This window comes from Spirosoma taeanense (genome assembly GCF_013127955.1).
Taxonomy (GTDB): domain Bacteria; phylum Bacteroidota; class Bacteroidia; order Cytophagales; family Spirosomataceae; genus Spirosoma; species Spirosoma taeanense.
The window spans coordinates 159317-184326 of the sequence record NZ_CP053435.1; the positions used below are offsets into that span (position 1 = coordinate 159317).

Sequence of the window (25010 nt, forward strand, 5' to 3'; positions counted from 1 at the left end):
GACATGATTATAAATAACAATAAAAAATTTCACTCTTATATTAAAGATAAGTAACTAACTCTGTTAAAAAATATAAACACAGTAGATATAATTAACGCCTATAACATTTTAGCGATACGCTTCATCAACAAGTAGGTTATGGTGACCGGGCGCAACGTTGGCGTCTAAATAGTGCATATGAGCCCTATAATAAATAGATTGGCTTGAAACATTCCGGAGTCATACATTTAGTATGGCGTAGTTAGCTATGTCATTCAGCACTTACAAAGGCGAACAGAAAAAATGACTTTTAATGAAACAACCAGCGTAACGAGCGATTTGCGATTCATTCATCAATTGGTTGAGAAAGCCGTTCGTGAGCAATCGAATCATACCGCTGTTGTTTTTAAAAGTTCATCAATTACATACAAACAGTTAAATCAACGCGCAGATAGCCTCTGTCAGGTTATTTTACGTACCGCAGCCGACGCCCCCATCATAGCCGTTAGTACAACACGTTGTATAGAGATGGTCATCAGCGTGCTGGCTGTTCTAAAAGCAGGAAAAGCTTATCTACCCATCGATCCGGACTATCCAGAACTTCGGCTTCAGCAGATTCTAACTGAGGCTGAACTTACAGTCTGTCTAACCACAGAGCAGGATGCCGATACATTCAGGGCATTGGGTCTGAACGTTATCCTCGCGGAAAATGAATACGAATTTCCAGAAAGCTTACCCGCTACCCAGCAGGAACAAGCCTGCGTACTCTATACATCGGGGTCTACAGGTAAGCCTAAAGGGGTTTGCCTGAATCATGCAGGTTTAGTTAATCTACTACGCTGGCAACTGGCCCATTCAGTGGCTAGGCCGGGGCTGAACAGTCTGCAATTCAGCCATCTGAACTTTGATGCGTCGTTCCCGGAAATCTTTGTGCCATTGGTGAGTGGAGGAACGATTTATCTGATCGACGAGGCCAGCCGACTGGATGCGGCCCGTCTATTAGATTTCCTTGAAGAGCATACGATCAACCGGATTTTCCTGCCTTACGTGGCCCTGCAGTATCTGGCGGAGGCTGCCGATGCCGAAAAGCGTTATCCCGATCAGTTGTTTGAAGTGACAACGGGAGGAGAGCAGATCAAGATTACGCCACAGATTGCGCGTTTTTTTGCTGCCCTGCCTGATTGCACATTCATGAATGCGTATGGCCCAACCGAAGCCAGTGTATGGATAACTGAGAAAAAATTAAAAGGAGATGCGTTAAACTGGCCGCATTTGCCCCCGGTTGGGAAAGCCATTGGGAATACTGAGGTTTTTATCCTGAATGAAGAACTGCAACTCGTAGCTGATGAACAGGTTGGAGAACTGTGCATTGGCGGTGTCTGTCTGGCCACTGGTTATCTGAATCAGCCTGCTCTGACGGCTGAAAAATTCATTGACTGGAAACATCCGCAACGAGGTAACGTTCGCGTTTACCGAACAGGTGATTTGGCTCGTCGCTTACCAGATGGCGATCTTGAATTTTGCGGACGTCGGGATGATCAGATCAAGATTCGTGGTAATCGCGTGGAACTGGGCGAGATCGAGGTTGTCCTGATGCAGCAGCCCATCATTCAGCAGGCAGTGGTTGTCGCTCGTGAAGATACGCCCGGTCAGAAAATGCTGGCTGCCTACCTGGTTGCGAAGAAAGGCAAGATTGATACGGCAGCCCTCCGTAAAGCAATAGCGCAGCAATTACCTGATTATATGATTCCGGCCTATTTTACCGTGCTGGATGACTTGCCCAAAAGCATTAGCGGTAAGGTTGATCGAAAGGCACTGCCTAAGCCGAACTTTACCCGTCCTGAACTCGCTACGCTGTACCGTAAACCCAGTACTGCTACTGAGCAGGCCGTTGCCCGCATTTGGTGCGAACTATTGTATATTGATCGGATTGGGCTCGATGATAATTTCTTTGAACTGGGCGGTAATTCCTTGCTGGCTCAGAAAACAGTAGCCGCTCTGAAAAATCAGCTCGGCTTCGTCCTGCCCATCACCAAGCTGTATCAATACCCAAGTATAGCCGGGATTACGGCTTATTTAAACCCAGACAGCAAAAAGACTACGGTTCAGCCGGTACCGACTGAACAAAAAAGTAACGGAAGCGAGGTAGCCGTTATCGGCATGGCGGGTCGTTTTCCAGGAGCCACTAGCGTGGAGGCTCTCTGGGAACTGTTACGGGAAGGTCGAGAGACTATCCGATTCTTCTCGGACAGCGAGATAGATCCGTCCGTTCCCGATTGGGAGAAAAATGACCCTCAATATGTGAAGGCCAGGGGTATTCTTGATCAGGCCGATCAATTCGATCCTGCTTTTTTCGGGATTAACCCTAAGCTGGCCGAGCTAATGGACCCCCAGCAGCGAATCTTTCTGGAGATAGCCTGGGAAGCTCTGGAGCAAGCCGGCTATCTGCCGGCTCGGTTTTCGGGAAGTATTGGTGTATATGCGGGCTGCGGAACAAATACGTATTATCTGAATAACGTACGAAACTATCCGGAGCGAATAAATCAGGTGGGCGGCATACAGGTCTCCACGGCAAATGAGAAGGACTATATAGCCTCCCGCGTTGCTTACCATCTGGATTTAAAAGGACCCTCAGTTAGTGTTTACGCTGCCAGCGCCACATCCCTGCTGGCGATTGCGCAGGCAGTTGCCGGTATTCGGAACGGGGAGTGCAAACTGGCGCTGGCCGGTGGGGTTAGCGTAACGGCTCCTCAATTAAGTGGGCATGTGTATCAGGAGGGAGCTATGTTCAGTCCGGATGGCCACTGTCGGCCATTCGATGCCCGGGCGCAGGGAACCGTCTTTAGTGATGGAGCGGGTGTGGTACTACTGAAAAATCTGGAAGCTGCTCAGCGGGACGGCGATACTATTTATGCCGTTGTTAAAGGTATTGGTGTAACTAATGATGGGGAGGAAAAGGCAGCTTTACGGCTCCCAGTGCCGAAGGGCAGGCCAGGGCTATTCGGCGGGCGCTGGACGATGCGCAGATTGATCCGGCAACCCTGGGCTATATAGAAGCGCACGGAACGGCTACACCGCTGGGCGATCCTATCGAGATAGAGGGGCTAACGCTTGCGTTTGGCAACCAGCCGAAAAACCAGTATTGCGCCATTGGGTCGTTGAAGAGCAACATGGGCCACCTGACGGCTGCAGCCGGAGTTGCCGGATTTATTAAGGCAACTTTGGCCGTACATCACCGGCAGATTCCGGCATCTCTGCACTTTAACACTCCTAATTCGGCCATTGATCTGATGGCTAGTCCATTCTTTGTCAACACAAAATTAACCGAATGGCCATCCGACCAGCGCCGGGCGGGTATAAGCTCGTTCGGGGCGGGGGGCACAAACATACATATCGTTATCGAAGGAGTTACTAACGTAATTCCAGTCAATGATGTTAGCCGACCTCTTCAGCTTATCACCTGGTCGGCTAAATCTCTCTCCAGTCGGGAGGCCTATGCCTCGCTGCTGGCCGATCACCTGAGCCAACATAAAGATCAGTCGCTGGCTGATGTTGCCTTTACGTTGCAAACAACCCGGCCGGCCTTGCATCATCGGCGGTTTGCGGTGGCGGCTTCTGCAGGTGAATTAATTGAACACCTACGAAACGAGTCGACACCTGCGAATAGAGAGATGGGCGGGGCGCACTCGCTGACCGAACGGCCAGACGAAACGGTGTTTATGTTTCCCGGTCAGGGTGCCCAGTACCTGAATATGGGGCGCGGTTTATACGAAAACGAAGCCACTTATCGACAGGCAATTGACGAATGTGCTGCTCTCTTAAGCGCACATTTAGATACGGATATTCGGGAAGTTCTGTTTCCGGAGCAGCGTTCTTTAGTGGCGGAAGAACGCCTGAAAAATACTCGTTATACGCAGCCCGCGCTGTTTGTTACGGAGTACGCTATGGCTAAGCTCTGGATGAGCTGGGGTATTGAGCCGACTGTATTTTGTGGCCATAGCATTGGCGAATTTGTAGCCGCCCATCTGGCCGGGGTGTTTACGTTAGCCGATGCCCTCAAGCTGATTGCCGTTCGTGGTAAGCTGGTGAGTGATTTGCCGCGGGGCAGTATGCTGTCGGTTCGAATGAGAGCCGACGATGTGTACAGTATTATGCCTGAACCCTTGTCGCTGGCGGCCATCAATAGTCCAAGGCTATGCGTAGTGGCCGGCCATGATGAAGATATTGCTGCTTTTGCCCAGGTTCTGGACGATCAGAACATACCCAATCATGTTTTGGTAACCAGCCATGCGTTTCACTCGGCCATGATGGACCCCATTCTGGCTGATTTTGAAAAAACCGTTCAGTCCGTTACGCTGAGTCGCCCCGTAAAGCCAATTGTGTCGTCCGTTAGCGGAGCCTGGCTGACCGATGCCGAAGCGCTGAGCCCACAGTATTGGGCTACGCACCTGCGGGTAACCGTACGCTTTGCCGATGCACTGAACTTTATCATGAGTCAGACATCGCCGTTGCTTCTGGAAGTGGGTCCTGGATCGGTAACGACAACCCTAGCTCGTCAGCAGGCGGGTGCCCGGCCGATTCCGGTCCTGACCAGCATGGCCAATGCCAACGATTCCCGCCCGGATCATGTCGTGTTGATGAAAGCCCTGGGGCAACTCTGGCTACAGGGTATAGAACCCGACTGGCAGGCTATATACGCCAATGAGCAGAGAGTTCGGCTTAAATTGCCTACCTATGCGTTTGATCGACAGCGTTACTGGGTGGATCCGAAAACGAACAACTCACTGCCGTCAAGTGCAGACTTAGTTAATGAAGTACTCATACAACCTATCTCTGATCCCTATCAGCAGCCGACACCTATGCGCAAAGAAACGTTACTGATAAAAGTTAGGGAAATACTGGAAAACGCATCCGGTATTGAGATGGAGACGGTCAGCGCAGAGATGAGTTTCCTGGAAATTGGCCTCGATTCGCTACTGCTTACGCAGGTGGCACAGACATTAAAAAAAGAGTTTAGCCTGCCACTGACGTTCCGGCAGTTGAACGAAGACATAAAGACCCTGGATCGGCTGGCGGCTTATCTCGACGAACATCTTCCTGCCGAAAAGATAACCGTAATTACGCCCTCTGCACCGCCTGCTCAGGCGCCAGTCTTTACAATACCTGCCCGTACCGCTGGGTCTACAGCGGATGCGCAGCCCGGCACCGATACGGCTCTGAGCCTGATCGCCCAGCAACTGGCCTTGCTGGCTAAACAGGTTGCTTTACTGGAAGGTAACCGGCCAGTTCAGGTAACGGCTCAACCCGTAGCAACGCCGGTTAGTCAACCTGCACCGCCTAAAAACATTGCCGAGCCTGATATCAGTCCGGAAGAAGCGATCGAATTACGTAAGCCCTTCGGCGCTACGGCCCGTATTGAACGCCATAGCCTGGACTTGTCACCCGACCAGCAACTCTTTTTACGTCAGCTCACGCAGCGTTATAATCAGAAGACCAGAAACAGTAAGGCTTATACCCAGCAGCACCGCAGCCACATGGCCGATCCGCGTGTTGTGACGGGCTTCAAGCCGGTGACGAAGGAGCTTGTTTATCCGATTGTTGTCAACAAGTCGAAAGGAAGTCGACTGTGGGACATCGATGGAAACGAGTACCTCGACACGCTCAATGGGTTCGGCTCCAATATGTTTGGCCATCAGCCTGATTTTATCCAGGAAGCTTTACACCGACAGATTGATGCAGGCTACGAAGTTGGCCCGCAGCATGAGTTAGCCGGTGAAGTTTGTAAATTGATTCAGGAGTTTACCGGCTTTGACCGAATTGCGCTCTGCAACACCGGCTCCGAAGCCGTGCTGGGTGCTATGCGGATTGCCCGCACCATAACTGGACGCTCGCTCATCGTTGCTTTTTCGGGCTCTTACCACGGCATTGTTGATGAAGTGATTGTGCGGGGTACCAAAAAGCGCAAGACAGTTCCGGCCGCACCGGGAATTATGCCAGAGGTTGTGCAGAACATGCTGATTCTGGATTACGGCACTGAAGAAACGCTTCAGATCATTAAAGAACGGGCATCTGAGCTGGCCGCCGTTATTGTCGAACCAGTACAGAGCCGCCGGCCCGAATTCAGGCCAATCAGCTTTTTGCAGGAATTGAGGACCGTAACGGCTGAAGCGGGCACAGCCCTGGTTTTTGACGAGGTTATCACCGGTTTTCGAATGCATCCGGGCGGAGCGCAGGCCCTTTTTGGCATAAAAGCCGATCTGGCAACTTACGGTAAAGTTGTGGGCGGAGGTATGCCGATTGGCGTAATTGCCGGTAAAAAAGGGTTTATGGATGCGCTGGATGGCGGGCACTGGCAATATGGCGACGCATCTACGCCCGAGGTTGGCGTAACCTATTTTGCAGGTACGTTTGTCCGGCATCCGCTGGCGCTGGCCGCTGCCAAAGCGTCGCTGATTCACCTGAAAAAACAGGGGCCAGCGCTACAGCAACGGCTTACGTCGCTGACCGAACGGCTGGCCATGACGATAAACGCCGAGATGACCCGGCGCCAAATCCCGCTCACTGTAGTTCAGTTCGGATCGCTCTGGAAATTGAAATACACAGAGGAGATTCCGTATGGTGAAATTCTGTTTACGTTGTTGCGCGAAAAAGGCATTCACATCTGGGATGGTTTTCCCTGTTTCGTGACCGAAGCGTATACCGATGCTGACATAGATTGCATCATTAAGCTGCTCAGTGAAAGTATTGATGAACTGATGCAGGGTGGGTTTATGATTAACCGGCCGGGCGCTGCTGCCGGAACCCTAACTGACTCGTTCCCGATGTATGCTGAACCGCCGGTGCCAGGAGCCAGACTCGGCCGGGACAAGCAGGGCAATCCGGGCTGGTTCATCGTAAACCCTGACCAGCCGGGCAATTATTTACAAGTAGACCTGTAATGCCTTTGGAAGCTACTTCTCTCTACACCGTAACGACTATTGACTTCGACCCTTTTGCGGGGCCGGAACTTCTTTACGTAGCGCCATCCACCGAACCGCAGCGCGAAGTCTGGACTGCCTGCCAACTGGGGGGCGACGATGCAAACCGGGCGTATAACGAATCAATTTCGCTTCGGTTTACGGGTGCGCTGGATGCTCACAAAATGGAGGAAGCTCTCCGGGCCTTACTCAATCGGCACGAAGCCCTACGTTCGGCATTCAGCGCTGACGGGAAGCAGCTTTGTATTTTTAAAGAAATTCCGCTTGACTTACGGCTTCTGGATTTTTCTGCAGATACGCCTGAGGTGGCCAGCGAACAGGTAGCGGCTTATGTCAACGAAGATGCGCTGTTTCGGTTCGATCTGCTCCGGGGACCTTTGTTTAAGGCGGGTTTGCTGAAAGTGTCTACCCAGACGCATTACCTCGTCCTGACGGCCCATCATATTATTTGTGATGGCTGGTCGATGGGCGTGATCATGCAGGATTTAGGAAAACTGTATTCGGATTACGTTCAGAATCGTGTGAGTACTCTGGCCTCTGCCCCCACATTCAGACAATATGCCGAGGAACAGCGCCGACTGGTAGCCGACAAGACCCATAAACAGACCGAGGCCTACTGGGTAGATCAATACAAAGCGAATGTGCCGGTCGTTGATTTACCCACCGATTTTAACCGGCCTGCTTTACGTACCTATACAAGTGATCGGCTGGATTATACTCTCGATCGGTCCCTGGTGACCCAATTGAAAACCCTGGGCGTACAGGCTGGGTGCAGTTTCGTAACAACGCTGCTGTCGGCTTTTATGGTGTTTCTGCATCGGCTGACGAATCAGGAGGATCTCATTGTTGGTCTACCCGCGGCCGGGCAGTCCGACACGGGACATTACCGGTTAGTTGGGCACTGCGTAAATCTATTGCCAATTCAGAGCCGCTTTCTGGGCAGTCGTTCCTTTGCCGAGTTTTTGAACGTGCATAAGAATACGATCTATGACGCCTATGAGCATCAGCAGCTAACGTTTGGCAGCTTGCTCAAAGCGTTAAAGATTCCCCGCGATGCGAGCCGGGTACCGCTGGTGCCGGTCGTGTTTAATATTGATATGGGCGTCAGCGATGGAGTACATTTCGCTGGACTCGATTTTCAGTTAATTAGTAACCCCAGAGCGTTCGAAAATTTTGAACTGTTTCTGAACGCCACCGGGTCCGAGAAAGACCTTACGCTGGAGTGGTCCTACAATACGCAGTTATTCAAAGCCACTACCATTGATCGGTTTATGACCGGGTTCGAGGAGTTGCTCAGAGAGATCGTGGCTGCGCCATCGTTACCCTTGAATCATTTGGCAACGAGTTGGCAAAGCCTGCCCGATGCCATAGAGCCTGCCGATTTAGTCACGAGTACTGCCCACAGGACCATTATTGATTTGTTTGAGGAGCAGGTCCGAAAAACGCCGGAGAATATAGCCGTTTCCGACAATAGTCAACGGATTACCTACCGGGAACTGAATACGAAAGCGAATCAACTGGCTCATTACCTCCGGAAACGGGGAGTACGGGAAGAAACCCTGGTTCCCATGTGCATTAGCCGTTCGCTGGAAATGATCATCGGGATACTGGGGATTCTGAAAGCAGGCGGGGCCTACGTGCCCATTGATCCGGATTACCCCGAAGAACGAATCCAGTTCATGCTGGCTGACACCGCGAGTGGGCTTATCATTACCGACACCATCGGAGCAGCCCGATTAACGAGCCTGGAGAAAGACGTAGATATAGTTCGTCTCGACAGCGACTGGTCAGCCATACAGCTTGAGCCTACCGAAGCACCACTTATTGCCGTGACGGCCCGTACGCTGGCCTATGTAATCTACACGTCCGGCTCAACCGGCCGCCCAAAGGGCGTATTGAGCGAGCATACAAACGTTGTTAGCCTGTTCGAAGCCAGTGCCCACATATTTAATTTTAGTGCGACTGATGTCTGGACAATGTTTCATTCCTATTGCTTCGATTTTTCGGTTTGGGAAATGTACGGGGCTTTGTTCTACGGTGGCCGGGTGGTCATTGTACCGTCTTTAGTCGCCAAAGACGCCCGCTTATTCGGCAAGCTATTAAAAGACGAAGGTGTAACCGTATTAAGTCAAACGCCTTCCCACTTTTACATGCTGTCTGACTATTTGCTGGGTAAGCTGGAAACGCTACCGTTGCGATACGTCATCCTCGGGGGCGAAGCGCTGAATCCGGGCAAATTAAGGCCCTGGAAGAAGGTATATGAGAACTGCCAGCTGATCAATATATACGGCCCCACGGAAACGACCATTTATGTAACGTGTCAGGAAATGGACTGGCCGCAGATTCAAAGCAATAGAAGCGTTATTGGAAAGCCAATTCCCAATCTGGCCGCTTACGTGTTAGATGGGCAACAGCAGAAACTGCCGGTTGGGGTTATGGGCGAATTGTATATTGCCGGTGCCGGGCTGGCGAGGGGGTATCTGAACCGGCCGGAATTGACGGCAGAGCGGTTTATCGACAACCCCTTTAGCAATCAACCCGGCTCGAAGCTATATCGTACAGGTGACCTGGCTAAATGGTTGCCCGACGGAACATTGGAGTATCTGGGTCGAATTGACGAGCAGGTCAAGATACGCGGATACCGGATCGAACTGGGCGAAATCGAAAGTGTTCTCCTGCAATGCCCGGGTGTTCGACATAGCGTAGTCGTAGCAAAAGAGCGGGTTGGCGGAGACAAGCGGCTGGTCGCTTATGTCGTGACGGAGGGTGACTTCAATAAACCGGAAATCATTCGATTCCTGCAGTCGAAATTGCCGGAGTATATGATTCCTCAGTTGATTATGCCCCTGCCCGCTATACCCTTGACCAGTAATGGAAAGGTAGACAAAAAGCAGCTGCCTAATCCCGATATGACGGAGTCGGTAGATAATGATTTTGCGGCACCTGCCAATGCGACCGAAGCACTGTTAGTCAGGATATGGAGCGACTTATTGCAGGTGGAAACCGTGAGTACTACCGCTAACTTTTTTGAGTTAGGAGGCCACTCCCTGATCGCTATTCGATTTGTGACCCTTCTGGAAAAAGAAACTGGAAAGCAACTGCCCATTTCCACCTTGTTTGAGTACCCAACCATTCAAAAAGTTGCGCTGCTCATTGATCAGAAAAGAAAGGTAAAGTCGTGGAAGTCGCTGGTGGCAATAAAAGCTTCCGGCCAGAAAATACCTATTTATATCGTTCACGGAGGTGGCTTAAATGTGCTGAATTTTAGCAGCATGGTTAGTCATCTGGACCCGGAGCAGCCGGTTTACGGATTCCAGGCATTGGGCCTGGACGGGATAGACAAGCCCTTGGAGGACATGCAGGCGATTGCCTCGTTTTACGTAAATGAACTACTGGAGCAAAACCCCGAAGGGCCATATGTGCTGGCTGGTTACTCATTTGGAGGGTACATTGCTGTAGAAATGGCTCGGCTTCTGAAGGAGATGAGCAAACCCGTTAAGATGCTTGCCCTTTTCGATACCGAAGCCGAGATGTCATCCTTCCAGCGGCTACTGGTTGAAACGCCACGACGTAAAGTCATCAAGCAATTCTGGAAATTGTTTTGGCTGACCCGGTCATTGGTGAATGAGCCCGTAAAAACGATTGATTATCAGATCCGGCATGCTAAACGCCAGCTTAATAACATAAAAGCCAGCCTCGACTCTGCAAATAAGCAGAGCGAATCGGAAGGGGCCCTGCAGTTGATTGACCAGATTAATTACAAACATGAGCAGGCGCTGGGTCGATATGTACTGAAGCCGTATGAGGGTGGCGTCCATGTATTTAAAGCAACGAACAGGCCCTATTTCTATGGAGATTACCAGGACTTAGGCTGGAAAAGGTATGCTCTGGGTGGCGTATCAGTTTTTGATGTCCCCGGTACTCATTTATCCATGTTCACACCGCCTTACGATCAGGAATTCGCCCGGGTTCTGCAGAATGCGCTCGACACCTGTTCTGGATAACCCCAAATGGATAGGCTAAAAGGCGTATGGCCTTCTCGTTGATTACATGCAGCACCCGGCCGACGGTAGTATGGAAGGATTTGCCCGATAGCCTAGCCTTGCGCCCGGCTGAAATCGTTCTGGTGCGAATCCCGATTTCTGATCTGGAATCGGTGGTCTCAAACCTGTTTTCGCTGTTACAACCCGATGAACTGATACGTGCCAGTCGGTTCCTTCAGGAAAAGGATAGACTACGTTTTGGCATAACCCGGGCTATAACCCGGCTGCTGTTAAGCAGGATTGTTAATCAGCGTCCCTCCCAGATCCAATTTATTACGTCTGGAGCTTACACAAAACCAAGGCTTGGTAATTCTTCTGATGTGCGGTTCAACGTATCCCATTCGGGCAACTGGGCCGTGATTGCCATTGCCAGGGACAGTGAAGTAGGGGTAGACGTGGAGCAGATAAAGCCAGAACTTGCTTTTCAGGACATTGTACCAGAGACCTTCAGTACCGCAGAAAGACACTGGATTGAAACTACAAGTAATGCCCGGGAGCGCTTTTTTGTACTGTGGACGCGAAAAGAGGCTTTGTTAAAGGCTATGGGCATTGGTATTCACGAAGCGATTCCGTTACTACCGGTTCTGGATGGCAGCCACCGGACCGAAAGTGCCTTATCGGGTCTGCACGGCGACTGGCGGGTAGAAAGTTTTACGCTGGCTGTCAATTATCCCGCAACCGTAGCCTATACTTTAGTGCCCGCCCTGCCACAACTTCATTTTTTTCAGATTGATAGCCGTAATCTGCGTCAGTTAATGATTAATAATGACCTCTGAAAAATTACCGTAGTCCAGCGTAAGTCTTCAACCGATTCCACGCCCGAACTGGCAAGCTATAACGTTGTCTGAATTGACGGGCGAACAGGGCATTCTCCTGAATCTGTTCGGGTAAGGTAAACAGGCGCTGCCTGCCAGCATCCAGTGGGGTTTTATACCGATTAAAGACATTGGTGTTGGTGCCATCTGCGGAGTAAAAACCAATATTCTCAACCTTCGATACGGTCGGGTACAAGGTAGTGGCGCCTTGCCTGAACAGATGAAAGCAAAGCCGGATATCCCAGGCGTCCAGTTCACCTTCCATAGTTCTCCGTAGCATTCGCACCAGGTCATCTCCACTCTGGCTGAACGCCCTCCGCTGAGCGGCATCATTCATAAATGCATGGAAATCCTGAACGGCCCAGTCAATGGTTTGCCAGCGGTCGGCCCAGATGCCCCAGCCCCACGCGCAGTGCCGGCCAAAAAAATACCCATCTGCTTTGTAATCAGTCGGTTTTCTAAACGGGAAGGTATATCCACCAATTGAGTACACGTTTTTCTGAGCGGCATACTGAATAAGCGCCTGGTTCATGAAGTCCAGAAAGTTGGGCGCCGTCACAATGTCATCCTCCACCACTATCACCGAATCGTGACGAGCCAGCACCTCGCTTACCCCCGCTATCACCGACGCAGCACAGCCCAGATTCGCTTCCCGTATCACACGAACCACCCCCGCAAAGCCCTCGATGCCCGCCACCAGCTGGCGCACCTGCTCAACCTTGGCCACATCGGTCGGCTGGCTGGGCCCATCCACAAAGACGTAGAGCTGGCTGTAGGGGGCCAGGTGGTTGGCCTGCAGGGCCTGCAGGGTGCGTTGCAGCTCATGGGGACGCTTGTAAGCAAACAACACAATCGGGGCTAATGCAGTCAGGGGCATAGTTCAGTCAGGCAGGTTTATTGTTCAGGGTAATGTCCAGAACATTAGTCAGATTTTCCTCAAACAGCGCCAGGCGAAATCGGGTATCAAACTTTTTACGGCCAGCCGCCCGAAAAGCGTTGAGGAGTGCTTTATTCTGAGACAATAAGATGATTTTGTCGCAATAGCAGCCAATGTTAGCCGGGTCAATTATGAATCCATCCACTTTATGATCAATCATATCAGCTATGGCGCCTTCTGACGAAGCAATTGGGATGACGCCAAATTTAAAGGCTTCCTGAATGACTAATGGTGTGGTTTCCCGCTTATAGAACGTGGGGAAAATAAGTAAGTCGGCGTTCCGAAGACATTCGTCCCGGTCTTCGTCATATTTGGGACCGACTATGCTGACGTAATGCTGGAGTTGATATTGTTGAATTAAGGCCGTCAACTGCCTGATTGAAACATCAGCCTCTTTGCCTACAATGACCGCGGTGAAATCGAAATGACGATCAGCCAGCGCCTTACAGATATTAATGAACACCAGGACGCCTTTTTCAACCAGTAGATTCGACATAAACAACAGTCGCGGTTTAAACTGCTGCGTGGTTACGTCGGGGCGGCTGAAACTTGTTCCGGGCGTGCCGCTGCTGACCACAAATTTTGGCGTGGCGTATCCTTCGAACTCCGATAATAAATAAGCGGAGGTAACAACTAGGCTGGATTTGGATAACATCTGTGAAGCCAGAAACCGGTTGAAGCTGTTTTTCTGCGCTGTCACAGCTATTCCTTTTTCGTGCAGCATAACGATTCGCTTCTTGATAAACAGGCTGGCTATGAGCCAGATAATAGCTGATTTATAAAAAGCTCCACCATCCGTGCTTATTGTCATGAAGACCCCTTTAAAATTATTGGATGAGCAGCGAGCTACTACTTTCAGGCAGAGGTTGATAATCTTCCAGGTCTTTCCTAAGCTAAAACGTTGTACATCAGTTAAGTCTTTTGCCGTAATGGTATTAATGAAATCTGTATTGAATCGCTGATTTATCAGCGAACTATTTTTTATATAGCCGTTAATTAGGGAGGCCCCATGAACAGGAGGGGCTAATTGCGTTAAAAACAAGACTTTAGACGCGCTCTTCATTTTACCTTTCGGCTTTATTCGTATAGGCTAAGACGATACAAAGTGTCTTGCTGGCTCAGATTGTAAAAAATTAAGTAGTTGTTCGCTAAGGTTCGTCGTAGGCGGAATAAATACAGGATTTTATCAAGCAACTCTTAACTGCAGACTGCTTAATCGGGTTGTCAGGCGTATGAATGAGCAGCCATTACGGCATCATAAATTTTCAGGGTATTTTGTAAAATCTGTTTAGCATCATGCCGCTGCAGAGCAACCAAACGGGCCATATCCGCTATTGAACGGGCCAGCGCCGGATTATTCCATAAGGTCAGAACAGCATCGGCAATTGACTTAACATCGAGCGAGGTTAACAGGCCTGTACTGCCAGAGGTAATCAGCGAACTGACGCCACCGACGTCTGAGGCAACCACTGGCAAACCGGCAAGCTGAGCTTCGCAGATGCTGTTCGGACTATTGTCAATGTAGGAAGGATGAACCAGACAGAAGGCCTCTTCGTAAGTGGCTCTTAAGTCACTGCTGTTCAGTTGGCCCCGATGTTCCACTCGATCCAGGTTAATATTCGTTAAGCTATATGAGCGAATCAATGCGCTTAGCTGAATTTTATTCCCGGCACCGGTAATAATCAGCCGGAAATTACCCTGCTGGCTCAGCCGGTCAAACACCTGCAGCAGTTCACGAATACCTTTAATTGGGTTAAGGCCGCCCACGAACAGCAGGGCAGTAGCCTGATTGGGTCTGGGGTTTAACGGCTCGTAGAATTCATGACGAATCGGCTCCCAGTTCTGGTGAACAACAGCACCCGGGCATAACCGTAACGTATGTTCAGTATCCCAGTGCGTTCGGCAGATAAAGTGATTGATATGGGGGAGAAACTTCTTTTCGTAATAAGCCGCCACCCGCCAGGAGGCATGCCGATAGTCAATTTTCCGGGGAAGATAGTTGAGGTATTCTGTCACAATTCCCTGAACCGACAATACCGTCGGGAGTTTGGTATAAGCGCCCATAACCTGGTACTGCTGTTCAGAACCATGAATATGAAGCACATCAAAACCGTCTTCAACTTCTGCCAGATACGCCCGCATTCGCTTAATACGCTGACTGTAGCCCATCAGTAAGTCTACTTTATCGTCTGGCACTTTCAGATAGACAAACGTGACACCATTCAGCCTTATGGTTTCATCCTGGCTAATATCCGAATGGTAACTAACAACGGTCAGGCTAATATCCGGTAGGGAAGCCAGTTGGTTTGCCAGCATGGTCATCCAGGGTACCGGATGCCCCTGAAGAAATTTATAATGAGGATAAGCTCCTATCCAGAGAACGTTCATACTGTGAAATAAACAGACAACCTTGCCTTAAGATGAGTAACTCTACTATACTGACGTATCGAAATAGCTTCAGTTACAGTTTATTATTTAGTTTTTAGAACGATCACCCGCGAATGACACGTGTAACGTGGGCGTTTGCACACGAACCTTACCTGTAATTTCGGAGATTTAACCCGAATCATTTTCTTGATACATAAGAGGTAAGGTTACTTAAATAAACGACTTACCTAACTATCATACTAATCAAATATGTAATTAGAAAATGTTCTGCCAGAGTATCAATACATGATGCTCTATTCTTATAAATAATTGTAGCTAATAAACTACCCCTTAGTATATTTCATTAATCATCGAGAGAAAAAAGGGGGTACGATATGTGATTATTATTATATAAAATTAGATTATGTATTTAGTGGTATTAAGATTAAATTTTTTTAATATAAGATTAAACAATATTCAGTAATTGAGCTATATAAAAATAAGTCAACTTAATATAAATTAAAGGCAACATGCTGATTCTTTATATGTTATCATCAATATTTACGTTAATGATATTAAACTAATAACTCGTTTATTAAATGTTACTTACACTTTCATTATATATAGTTTATTTATATTTATATATTTTTGCAATCGTGACAGTTATTAGGCCTGTATTCTCCAGAGTGACGAGCTAATTCTGAAGCCCTACTTTTTTTAAGGTTGTTTCTAATTCCTGCAGTCGAATTTGTAGATTAGTAATGATCGTCTGTTCACCAATACCATAATTGTCTGTAGCTTTCAGATTGATATCAGAAGTCAGAGGAGCTGGCTTTTGGATTGGTGCAGCCCCAAAAAAGCTAAGCTGTTGTGTAAGTGCTCCCTGCTGCGCTTTAATTTTTATGCCCGCCAGGTCAACCGTAAGGTCTGAGGAGACCGGATCAATGAAAAAATTGATTGTCGAAACATACTGCGAGTTATCAACCAGATTCCAGCCGACTGGTGCGTAAAATCGATTGAGGTGCACCTGTGATCGGGTGCCTGTATTACTCTGAAGGGTATTATGTACTTTCACCAGGCCGTTACCATTTACTGGAGCGGCAGCGCCTGTCAGGTCAAATACGTTATTGGAAATGTCCCAGTCAAAGCCATAGATAATAATACCGCTGTCATATCTTAAGTCGCTCAGTTGAAACACATTGTTCCGGATCTGCGCTTTTCGGATGGGCGTTACCAGCGCGCAGACTGCGGCTCCGGTCAGACCAAAAAAACTGTTATCACTGATATCTGGGTAGGACGCATAATCAGTGAATACAGTAGGAGGAAATTCACCATGCTTACCAACTATTTCGACCCCCCGGATGAGTTTGGGAGCGAGCGTTCCATTAGCTCTACGGGCCTCTACGTAACCCAGATTTCCGGTGAACTTAACCGCGTTATTATACAATTGAGCCAGTGCCAGGGCTTCGCCCGAATCATCAAACGTATCGGACCCAATCTCTTCTGACGTTTTCTTTAGTGAAATGACCAACCGGTTGTTCGAAACGGTTCCCCGGTTCATGCCTAGTTCCAGAGGAATGCGTTCGATCGTAGCGACCAGGTTTCCCGAGACATCCGTAAAATCGCCGGTAACTGAAATGCCGAAGCCGTAATTGCGATTCGGATACAAGACAATGTTATCACTAATCTGACTTTTATTGTTGGCGCCGAAACTCATCATTTCGATTCCCATCCAGGTGCGGGCAATAAAATTGTCTTTTATCTGATAAGCAGACGCTTCCTGATCGGCCGGATTATTAAACTGCCAGGCAAAAATGCCATCTCCTGAACAATCGGTAATAAAATTTCCCTGAATGAGTAATTTTTTAGTGGTCTGGTTCAAGTGTATACCGTGGAAAAGCTCATCCGAATCTTTTTTGATGACCAGAGCGCCTGGTTGCCCAATCCGATGAATACGACAGTTAGTTATAGTGACTTCCTCGTTGAAATGGGTCTCCTTTGGGCCGCTGCCGCCCAGCATAATACCGTGTCCCCAGAAATCAATAATTTTCAGCCGATTGAGGGTGATAGCCGTAGCGTGATTCGGGAACGAATTCAGTCGAATTCCTGCCTCCAGTTCTTTGGCAATCCCGGTGATGCTAAAGTCTTCCAAAGTTAAATTGCTGCATCCAACCCCTTCAAATAGCGATTTTCCCGAAAAATCATTGCCGAACGTAAATATAGTCTTGTCCATACCCGCTCCCTTCAGGGTCAATCCACTGGCAAGCGTCGCGGTTGTTTTGAACAAAAACTGGCCGGCCGGTATAATAAGCGGGAGTTTGTAAAGCACCGCAGCCTGTTTCGCAGTCGTAAAGGCTGCGGTATTATCGGTCTTGCCATCGCCCTTAAGTCCGAACCAGCTGGCATCCATACCGCGTAAACCGGCCATCTGGCGTTTATAACGTTTGTTGGTAATCGTTACGATCGTCATTACACCGTCATGGGGAGTTGTCAGATCCGACGGGTCGTACGTAAAGATTCCTTGTTTGTTGCTATCCGTAATATAGACAGCTGGTAACGACGTAGCAGACAACCGCAGGCGCCCGGCCGAAAACAGGGTCATGGGCGGATTACTCACTTCAATAGTAGTGTCCGTCGACACTTTATTGCTAACCGTCTGTGTAACACGCCTGGAGGCAGCGGCTTTTTGCGGTTCTGAAGATTGTTGCCTGAAAAAGATATTCTCAGGCGTAAAGCGAGAGCCTGATTGTTCCGGCTTGTTATAGAAAAAAACCTGGATGCTCAAGTTGAGACTCTGCAGCTTTGTTTCCTGAAGAAGAAAAAGGCCAGGGAGATTTATGAGCAGGAAGGCAAAAACAGGCAGCGCTTTCATAGAGGGTCAGGCAAGTCGGATTATACCCAAATATAATCACCATACCTGACCAATTCATAGAGCGGTCAGTCTTCAGCTGCTTCTGAAAATCTTGAGAGCTTCTGGCTCGCTTGCTGCAATTTTCTTAAACAAGGATAGGGTGATAATCTGGCAGACCGGGTTATTTTGCCTGAAGCAAACGATTCTCAAGAGCCGCCTGTCGTTGTTTGAGTTGCTTCAGATCGCGCTGTTGCTGGCTGGTAATGGCTGATAACTGCTTATTCCGTTGGTTCAGCAGTTTATTGGCTTTTTCCAGCTGAATTAGGTAAAGCGTTATTTCTTCAATCTTTTTCAGAAGTAATGCATTCATTTGTGCTATGTCGATACCGTCTTGCACAACTTTTCCAGCCGTTGGTACGTCAGGCAGGTGCTTATGAGTTTTTACATATCGTTCAACTTCGCCCAGGGTCTTAAGTCGAAACCCTTCCTCAAAGACATAGTCCGACCAATCTGCCGTGCTTTTAATGGCTACTTTCAGCTTTTCGGTCATAATTCCATCCTGCACAAATAACCGATAGCCGGGGGGCGTTCTGGTTATGTTATTGCCAAGAATCAGGCCTTGTGAACGTATATTCCGAAGATAGTTGTTGGAAAGCATCCAGTACTGCGACACCGAATCGGGTTGCTTTGTTTTCTCCAGGCTTCCCAGTACAATATCGCCCGAGGCATTAACCGTCAGAAATCGGTCAGTTACTACAACGGGACTACTGGCAGCCGTAAGGTTGCTGACCCGTATGCCAGCGGTATTAGGCAGGCCGCCAAGGATATGCAGGCGGTTCTGTGGATTGCTCGATCCAATACCAACATTAACAGAACCGTTGCCCAGCACCATTGCGTTACTGGCACTAACAACGGCATGAGCGCCGATTGCGGTTGCATTCTCGATACCCACAAAGTTGGCATCGGCGTGATAGCCCAGGAACGTGTTCGTTGAGCCGGCTGCGTTTCCTCTGCCGGACTCAAAGCCAATGGCGGTATTGTTGGAGCCGTTTACACTTACGCCATTCCCGGCGTTATTGCCGATATAGACATTATTTTCTCCTGTCCTGGTTTGATTGCCCGCATTACGTCCCCGAAAAAAATTGCTAGAGGTGCCTGACTGCGATGATTCGCGGGGGTGGTCCGTCATCGATACTGGTGCGGTTTGGAAATCATTTGCCGACCGTTGCTTGCGAGACGCTGGCTTTTTACTGACTGCTTTGACGTTTGGGGAGGCAGGCTTACTTTTTTTCGGACCAGGCTGTTTAGTGCCTGATGGCTTATTGTTGTAAGATGTAGATGATAACTGGGAGGAAGGCTGTTTGGGTAAAGTTAACCCATCTGGTTGGGCTGTCAGCGCCTGAGCCAAAAGCAGCAGTGGCAGGATTAAGTAAATAAAGTAGTATTGTGAATAGCAATACATAATTGTTAAAGTATTAACCAGGTTTTGGCGGCATACCAGCTGGCAAATAGCTAAGCCCTTATAGGGATAAATATAATATCGGATTACATACGATATCTCTACTGCCTGAGAATAGTAGAATGAACTTTTGGTAAAGGGCTTTACCTATTCATTTCGGCGGGGCATTAGTTGCTCTGCCAGGGCCAGGGCTGCGGTTAAGTGATCAATCACCTGCTGTTTATAGGCGCTTTGAACATTAGCCACGGTAAAATCTTTCTTGTGTAGTTTAATAAACCAATGGCTTTCGGGCAAATACTGGATGATTGGGGGAGCCAGATGAACCGTTACAAATTTGTCAAGGCTGCTACTGGCAACGTGAGTTACAAAGGGAAGCCTCTGAACGGCCGCTATTTCGCGTAGAAGTTGGGGCGCTGCCATAAAAAGTTATACGTAGAGCACGCAATCTACCTGAAGAAATGAATCTGGATAATGGAAATAATTAAGCGGTTCCAGAGAAGAATAAAGGACTTATAATAAGTGAGTATGAAACCAGAGAGAACGTACCACGTATAATGGTAATCTAGTTATAAACAACCGGAGGGCTGGGAAGGCTCTGATTATTTTAGAAACTCATTCTAAACAGGGAGACCCCATCATGTTGCAAGCCTTTTGTTAGGTAGACAGCTTCGGTTAAAAAATTGACAATCAAACTTTTATAGGCTTCGAGAACATTCTGAACAGAGAAATCATTTTCAATGAAGTTGATTGCTCTCCGCTCTTCGGGTAAGTAATTACACAGTTCAGGTACCAGGCTAACAGCAACTAAGTTCTCTTTCTGATACCAACTGACGCTGTACACAAACGAGAGGTTTGTTACAGTATCAATTTCTTGTTCAAGCCGTAAATCATCCATGGCAAAACTGAGGCTAAAATTTCATATATCACAATTATTATGCCATACTGTAGGGTTTACAATATCGTGAATTGGTTTTGCATATACCAATAAATTGTTACGAAAATAAAATTAAATATACTTAGCGAAAGGATAAGGAAGCCATACGTTTAGATATAGACTATAAAAACTAAGTAACTATGTATTGGTAAAACGAAGTAGTGGAGGTAAACGTATAAAACTGTTGGAGCGCCGTTTAACCAGAGCTAAATAAAAAGGCTAACCTATAGATGGTTAGCCTTCATTTAATCTGTGTGCTCCCGAAGGGATTCGAACCCCTATCGATGGTACCGGAAACCATAATTCTATCCATTGAACTACGGGAGCCTTTCCGTTTGGGAGTGCAAATATAGTGGCTTTTGACGCTATACCGCAACCCCTTTTGAAAATTTAGCTTATAATAACCTCAGTGTTTCATAATCACCGACCAGCTGTAAGTACAGCAGATGCGCCATTATACCGTGAATATTGTGAACCAGACGGTGTGCTTCGGGTAGCGTGGCAACGTAAAGCTTAGTGTGCTCATTTTCGTCGTCAGCGCCCGTTTTGCGCCCGTTAAGTGTCTGAATCTCGGCTAGCGGCATCCGTCGTTCCAGATAGAAGAAGTGCAGCGCTTCGTCGCTTGTGGCTGTAGCTGAAAACAAAGGTCTGTCGAACAGCGGCTTTAATTCATCTGGCTTTACGTCTAACTGCGTTTCCTCATTTAACTCGCGGGCCGCTACGTCAATCGGCTGATCGTCGTCATCGTCGATCATACCGGCCGGATGTTCGTGCAGTTCTGAGCCGTCGCAGATGCGTCGCTGCCTGACTAGCAAGATGTGCCGGTCGTCTGTTTCGTCATCAATCAGGACAACCAGAACCGAAACCGCGTCGCCTTTGAGGAAACAGATCGGATTTAGTTTGGTGCCTTCGGGTGCCTCGGCGTCTATGTTCAGCAGGGCATACAAAACGCCACCATCCTTGTGCCGTCGCTGAACGTGCAGCTCTTCGATCTTATTGACCGTAATTCCGTTTTGGGTTAATGCTTTGCGCCAGGCTTTGTATTTGCCTGCGTCATCCAGTGATACCTGTTTTTTCATTAGGGTTGAGTCGCTTCGGCTGTTCAACTCATGGGCATACGGTAGAGTTTAGCAATCTGAGGCAATGCCGTGGGCCGAAGTGTTCGACTAAAGCAGCTTCATCGTTTCGTAATCACCAACGTGCTGCAGATACAGAAAATGAATCAGGAGTCCGTTTACGTTATTAACCAGCTTATGCGCTTCGGGCAGCGACGTTACGACCGTTGTGATGCGTTCAAACTCCGACTGGTTGCCCATGTCTTTGTGATGAAACGCCAGGATGTCGGTCCGGGGCAGTTCTCGTTCGATAAAGTAAAAATGCATGGCCTCGTCGCTGGTGCCGGTACTTGGAAACCACAGGCGGGGGTTCAGTTTAGTTAGCTCATTTGCCCGGGCATCCAAACCAATTTCTTCGCCCAGTTCACGGGCTGCTACCTCATCGGGGGCATCATCAGCATCGACCATGCCCGCCGGATGCTCGTACGTATGCGAGCCATCCGAAATACGGCGTTGGCGGACCAGCACTACAAACTTTTCCTTTGTGTCTTTGTCGATTAAGCATACCAGTACCGAAACCGCATGGCCTTTCAGAAAAAGGGCGGGTGGAATTTTGTCACCCTCAGGCGTATCGGCATCCACTTCGAGCATGGCAAACAGCACTTCGCCATTGTGCCGCCGACGGATATAAAAATCGGTGACCTTGTTGATTTTCAGTCCGTTCATTTCGGCCTGGGTTTTCCAGAAACGAAACTTTGGGGCATCTTCCAGAGATTCTTTGTACTTGCTCATGTTGGTAGTTAGAGTTATGAACGGCTACTTCTGCGACAGACCCTGCGCGTCGGGGCCAACGTAGCGCTCAAAAAACTCGTAAATACGCAGCAGCCGGTCGATGCGCTGGCGAACGTTGCCTGTTCGGCTCAATTCGTGCGTAGCGCCGGGCATCCGGACGTATTCAACCGGTCGGCCAAGAATCTTCAGACTTTTATAGAGCATTTCGCTTTGAATGATACCCGTTCGTAGGTCATTCTCGCCATGTTTGATGAGCAGTGGTGTCCGGATGTTCTGCACAAACGTATAGGGTGAGTTGGCATCCAGTACCTTAGCATCAGCCTCCCAGGGATAGGCAAAATAATTAGGAATAAGCCGCCAGGCATTGCCTTCGCCCAAGAAAGTCGTCAGATCATAAACGCCCCGTTGCGCAAAAGCTGCTTTGAATCGGTTATCATGGCCAACAATCCAGGCCGTCAGATAACCGGCATAGGAGCCGCCCGTGATGACCTGCCGGGCGGTATCAACCCAGGATTCTCTGGCAGCGTCGGTAGCTGCGGCCAGAACATCTTCGGCGGGGCCGGTACCCCAATCCTTGATGTTAGCCCGCTGGAAATTGAGACCGTAACCGCCCGATCCGCGCGGGTTGGCATAGACGACGCCGTAGCCCTGCGCACACATGTACTGAAACTCGTGCCACATGGAGGCTTCACCCGGTCCCCACATGGCCGTCGGGCCGCCGTGCATATTGAGCAGAAGAGGATATTTTTTGCCCGCTTCTACTACGGCTGGTTTCATGATCCAGTAGTCGACGGTCTGGCCGAGCGAGTTCGTATAGGTGCGCTTCTGGGGGAAACTAAGCTGCTTCTGCACTACCCAGTCGTTGTGATTGCTCAGTTTGGTCTGCGCCTTAGCGGTCGCATCGGCCAGATAAAGCTCGGAAGGATTCGCTACTTCGGTTTTAGCCAGAACCAGGCGATTACCTGCTACATCGAAATACGTAATGCCGCTTTCGAAATCGGTTAACTGCGTAACCTGCCGCGTAATTGGATCGAGCCGATAGAGAGGAGTACCGCCGTTCGCAGAAGCGGTAAAGTAGAGCGTATTACCCGAAACGGGTTTTTTCCCCTTAGTGGGTAACGCCGAAGTGGCCCAGGCCAGACTGCCGGCTGCCCGGTCGAACGTAACGAGTTCAACGCCGGATGCTTTAGCACCGGTTAACGTTGCTATGCCAAGCTGCGGAAAATTAACACCTACCGAGGGCGTTACCAGGAACGCCAGTTGTTTGCCATCGGGCGAGATTTCGGGCGACGAGTAGCTTTTTCCCGCTTCGGCCAGAACCGTCGTCCGTATACCTGAGCCATCAGCCGAGATGAACACAATCGCGTTGTCCTGCTCCCGATCGGGGTGGCGGAGCGAATCCCGGTCCGTAACGGCCAGTAAACCCTGTCCGTTTGGAAGCCAGTTGCCCCCTTGTACAGAAGCAAAGCCACGGGTGAGGGGTTTGGCTATAGCACCATCGCGCACTTCGATCAGAAACAAATGCGTAAAGGACAGGTCGGGCTCGGTTGTGGCTTCGCTCTGAAAGTTGAGCCGGTTGATGACCTTAGCTTTCTTGTCTTCTACGTCTTTAGTCAGATACGCCCTGATTTCTGCCAATGTGCCATCAGGGTTGGATTTCACCCGGGCATCCGCTTTTATAAAATTATTATTGGCAAAGCCTGGCTTTTCGAGCGACCATACCGGCGTCTTCCTGCCTGGGTTCAGGAGTGTATCGTTCAGCATTTCGGTCATGGAAACCGTAGCTGTAAACGCAATACGCTTGCCATCGGGCGACCATTGCGGGGCTGAAGCGCCATACGGGCTGTTCGTTAATTGGTAGGCCTCTCCGCCGTCCAGGGGCATCACGAAAATCTGACTCTTACCTTTTACCGACCTCGTAAAGGCCAGAGTCTGGCCATCGGGAGACCAGACGGCCTGCCGGGCCGACTCGCTGCCGTGGGTGAGCGCTTTGCTGTCGCCGGGTTTCAGGCTCGTGAGATAGATGTGGGTTTTATAGTCGTACTCGTCGGATTTCTGATCAGTATTTGGCTCGATGGTCGTCAGCATATAGACGGCTCGCTGCCCATCGGGCGACAGTTCAATGCCGCTAATCTGTTTGATACGCGTCAGGTCCGTTACCAGAACCTTCGATTTGGTCTGTGCACAGACAACCTGCGCCGTAACGGCAATCAGCAGAAAGACTCGTTTTAGCATAATTGATTAAGATAACAGGGGTAGATACCGCTCCCGAATGATGTTGACGTGATGAATAGGATGCCCAACCAGCACAAAGCCGAGCGCCAGGACGGAAATTGTCCGGTTGTAACAGGTGCCGCTGCGTAGCAGCATTTCCCGGTCAAAGCTTTTGAATAAGGCGATGCTCGACTGCCTGACAAGGGCGTACTCTGCGTATAGATCCGCGAGAGTTCGCCGGGTGGCCTGAGCGTTCGCACCCAGCAGTTCTTCGTCATAACCGGGCAGGGTGGTTTGGTCGTTGCGGGCGAAACGTAAGGCCCGGTAGGTCATGATTCGCTCATTATCAATGATGTGCTGTAGAATGTCCCTAACTGTCCACTTGCCGGGGGCGTAACGGAGATCGCCCAGAGCCTCCAGTGTTTCAGCGGGCATTAACTGGTCAAATGAAGCGGTCTGGTTGAGCGCATCAACGACATTCAGGTCTTCGGCCAGATTAATGTATCGGTCAAAGAACTCCGGCATTACAGGGATTTCCGACTTCTTCATAAGGGGGTTCATTCAACCTGTAATATTAACCACAGCGG

At 49.3% G+C, this 25010-nt stretch carries 15 protein-coding genes and 1 tRNA gene; 4 read left to right on the top strand and 12 right to left on the bottom strand.

The genetic code is table 11. From position 1 onward, the window contains the following. Positions 1–282: 282 nt before the first annotated feature. Genes HNV11_RS24115 through HNV11_RS00780 form a run of 4 tightly spaced genes read left to right on the top strand, consistent with a single transcriptional unit; the run spans position 283 to position 11775 of the window. Complete coding sequence (locus HNV11_RS24115) at positions 283–3033, top strand: non-ribosomal peptide synthetase (RefSeq protein ID WP_317168038.1); 2751 nt, start codon at positions 283–285, stop codon at positions 3031–3033. Next, positions 2991–6917, top strand: a complete 3927-nt coding sequence (locus HNV11_RS24120; RefSeq protein ID WP_317168123.1) for an aminotransferase class III-fold pyridoxal phosphate-dependent enzyme — start codon at positions 2991–2993, stop codon at positions 6915–6917. Before HNV11_RS24115 ends, HNV11_RS24120 begins: the two co-directional genes overlap by 43 nt. A 5-nt stretch (positions 6918–6922) precedes the next feature. After that, a complete protein-coding gene (locus HNV11_RS00775; protein WP_171737839.1) occupies positions 6923–10960 on the top strand; it encodes a non-ribosomal peptide synthetase in 4038 nt (1345 codons plus the stop codon). A gap of 26 nt (positions 10961–10986) precedes the next feature. Beyond that, positions 10987–11775: a 4'-phosphopantetheinyl transferase family protein gene (locus HNV11_RS00780; RefSeq protein WP_171737840.1), complete on the top strand. Its 789-nt coding sequence runs from the start codon at positions 10987–10989 to the stop codon at positions 11773–11775. A 4-nt stretch (positions 11776–11779) separates the two neighbouring features. Here HNV11_RS00780 and HNV11_RS00785 read toward each other — a convergent pair whose 3' ends face one another. From HNV11_RS00785 to HNV11_RS00840, 12 genes are all read right to left on the bottom strand, one after another. After that, entirely contained in the window at positions 11780–12691 is a 912-nt protein-coding gene (locus HNV11_RS00785; protein ID WP_171737841.1) for a glycosyltransferase, read from the bottom strand. Positions 12692–12698: 7 nt separating this feature from the next. Then, entirely contained in the window at positions 12699–13562 is an 864-nt protein-coding gene (locus HNV11_RS00790) for a glycosyltransferase family 4 protein (RefSeq protein ID WP_171737842.1), read from the bottom strand. Positions 13563–13975: 413 nt separating this feature from the next. Next, positions 13976–15139 (bottom strand): glycosyltransferase family 4 protein, encoded by a 1164-nt coding sequence (locus tag HNV11_RS00795; RefSeq protein ID WP_171737843.1) that lies wholly within the window; start codon positions 15137–15139, stop codon positions 13976–13978. Between the two features lie 673 nt (positions 15140–15812). Further along, complete coding sequence (locus HNV11_RS00800; RefSeq protein WP_171737844.1) at positions 15813–17759, bottom strand: right-handed parallel beta-helix repeat-containing protein; 1947 nt, start codon at positions 17757–17759, stop codon at positions 15813–15815. A gap of 391 nt (positions 17760–18150) precedes the next feature. Then, a complete protein-coding gene (locus tag HNV11_RS00805) occupies positions 18151–19158 on the bottom strand; it encodes a bZIP transcription factor (RefSeq protein WP_171737845.1) in 1008 nt (335 codons plus the stop codon). 417 nt (positions 19159–19575) lie between these two features. Further along, a complete protein-coding gene (locus tag HNV11_RS00810) occupies positions 19576–19848 on the bottom strand; it encodes a hypothetical protein (RefSeq protein ID WP_171737846.1) in 273 nt (90 codons plus the stop codon). 184 nt (positions 19849–20032) lie between these two features. Then, positions 20033–20323 (bottom strand): hypothetical protein, encoded by a 291-nt coding sequence (locus HNV11_RS00815; protein ID WP_171737847.1) that lies wholly within the window; start codon positions 20321–20323, stop codon positions 20033–20035. Positions 20324–20617: 294 nt separating this feature from the next. Further along, positions 20618–20689: transfer RNA gene (locus HNV11_RS00820), tRNA-Arg, on the bottom strand. Positions 20690–20757: 68 nt separating this feature from the next. Further along, positions 20758–21441, bottom strand: coding sequence for an NUDIX hydrolase (locus tag HNV11_RS00825; protein WP_171737848.1), 684 nt, complete (start codon positions 21439–21441; stop codon positions 20758–20760). A gap of 87 nt (positions 21442–21528) precedes the next feature. Next, complete coding sequence (locus tag HNV11_RS00830; protein WP_171737849.1) at positions 21529–22209, bottom strand: NUDIX hydrolase; 681 nt, start codon at positions 22207–22209, stop codon at positions 21529–21531. A 24-nt stretch (positions 22210–22233) separates the two neighbouring features. Next, complete coding sequence (locus HNV11_RS00835) at positions 22234–24444, bottom strand: S9 family peptidase (protein ID WP_171737850.1); 2211 nt, start codon at positions 24442–24444, stop codon at positions 22234–22236. A 6-nt stretch (positions 24445–24450) separates the two neighbouring features. After that, positions 24451–24972, bottom strand: a complete 522-nt coding sequence (locus tag HNV11_RS00840) for a DinB family protein (RefSeq protein WP_171737851.1) — start codon at positions 24970–24972, stop codon at positions 24451–24453. Positions 24973–25010: the final 38 nt, after the last annotated feature.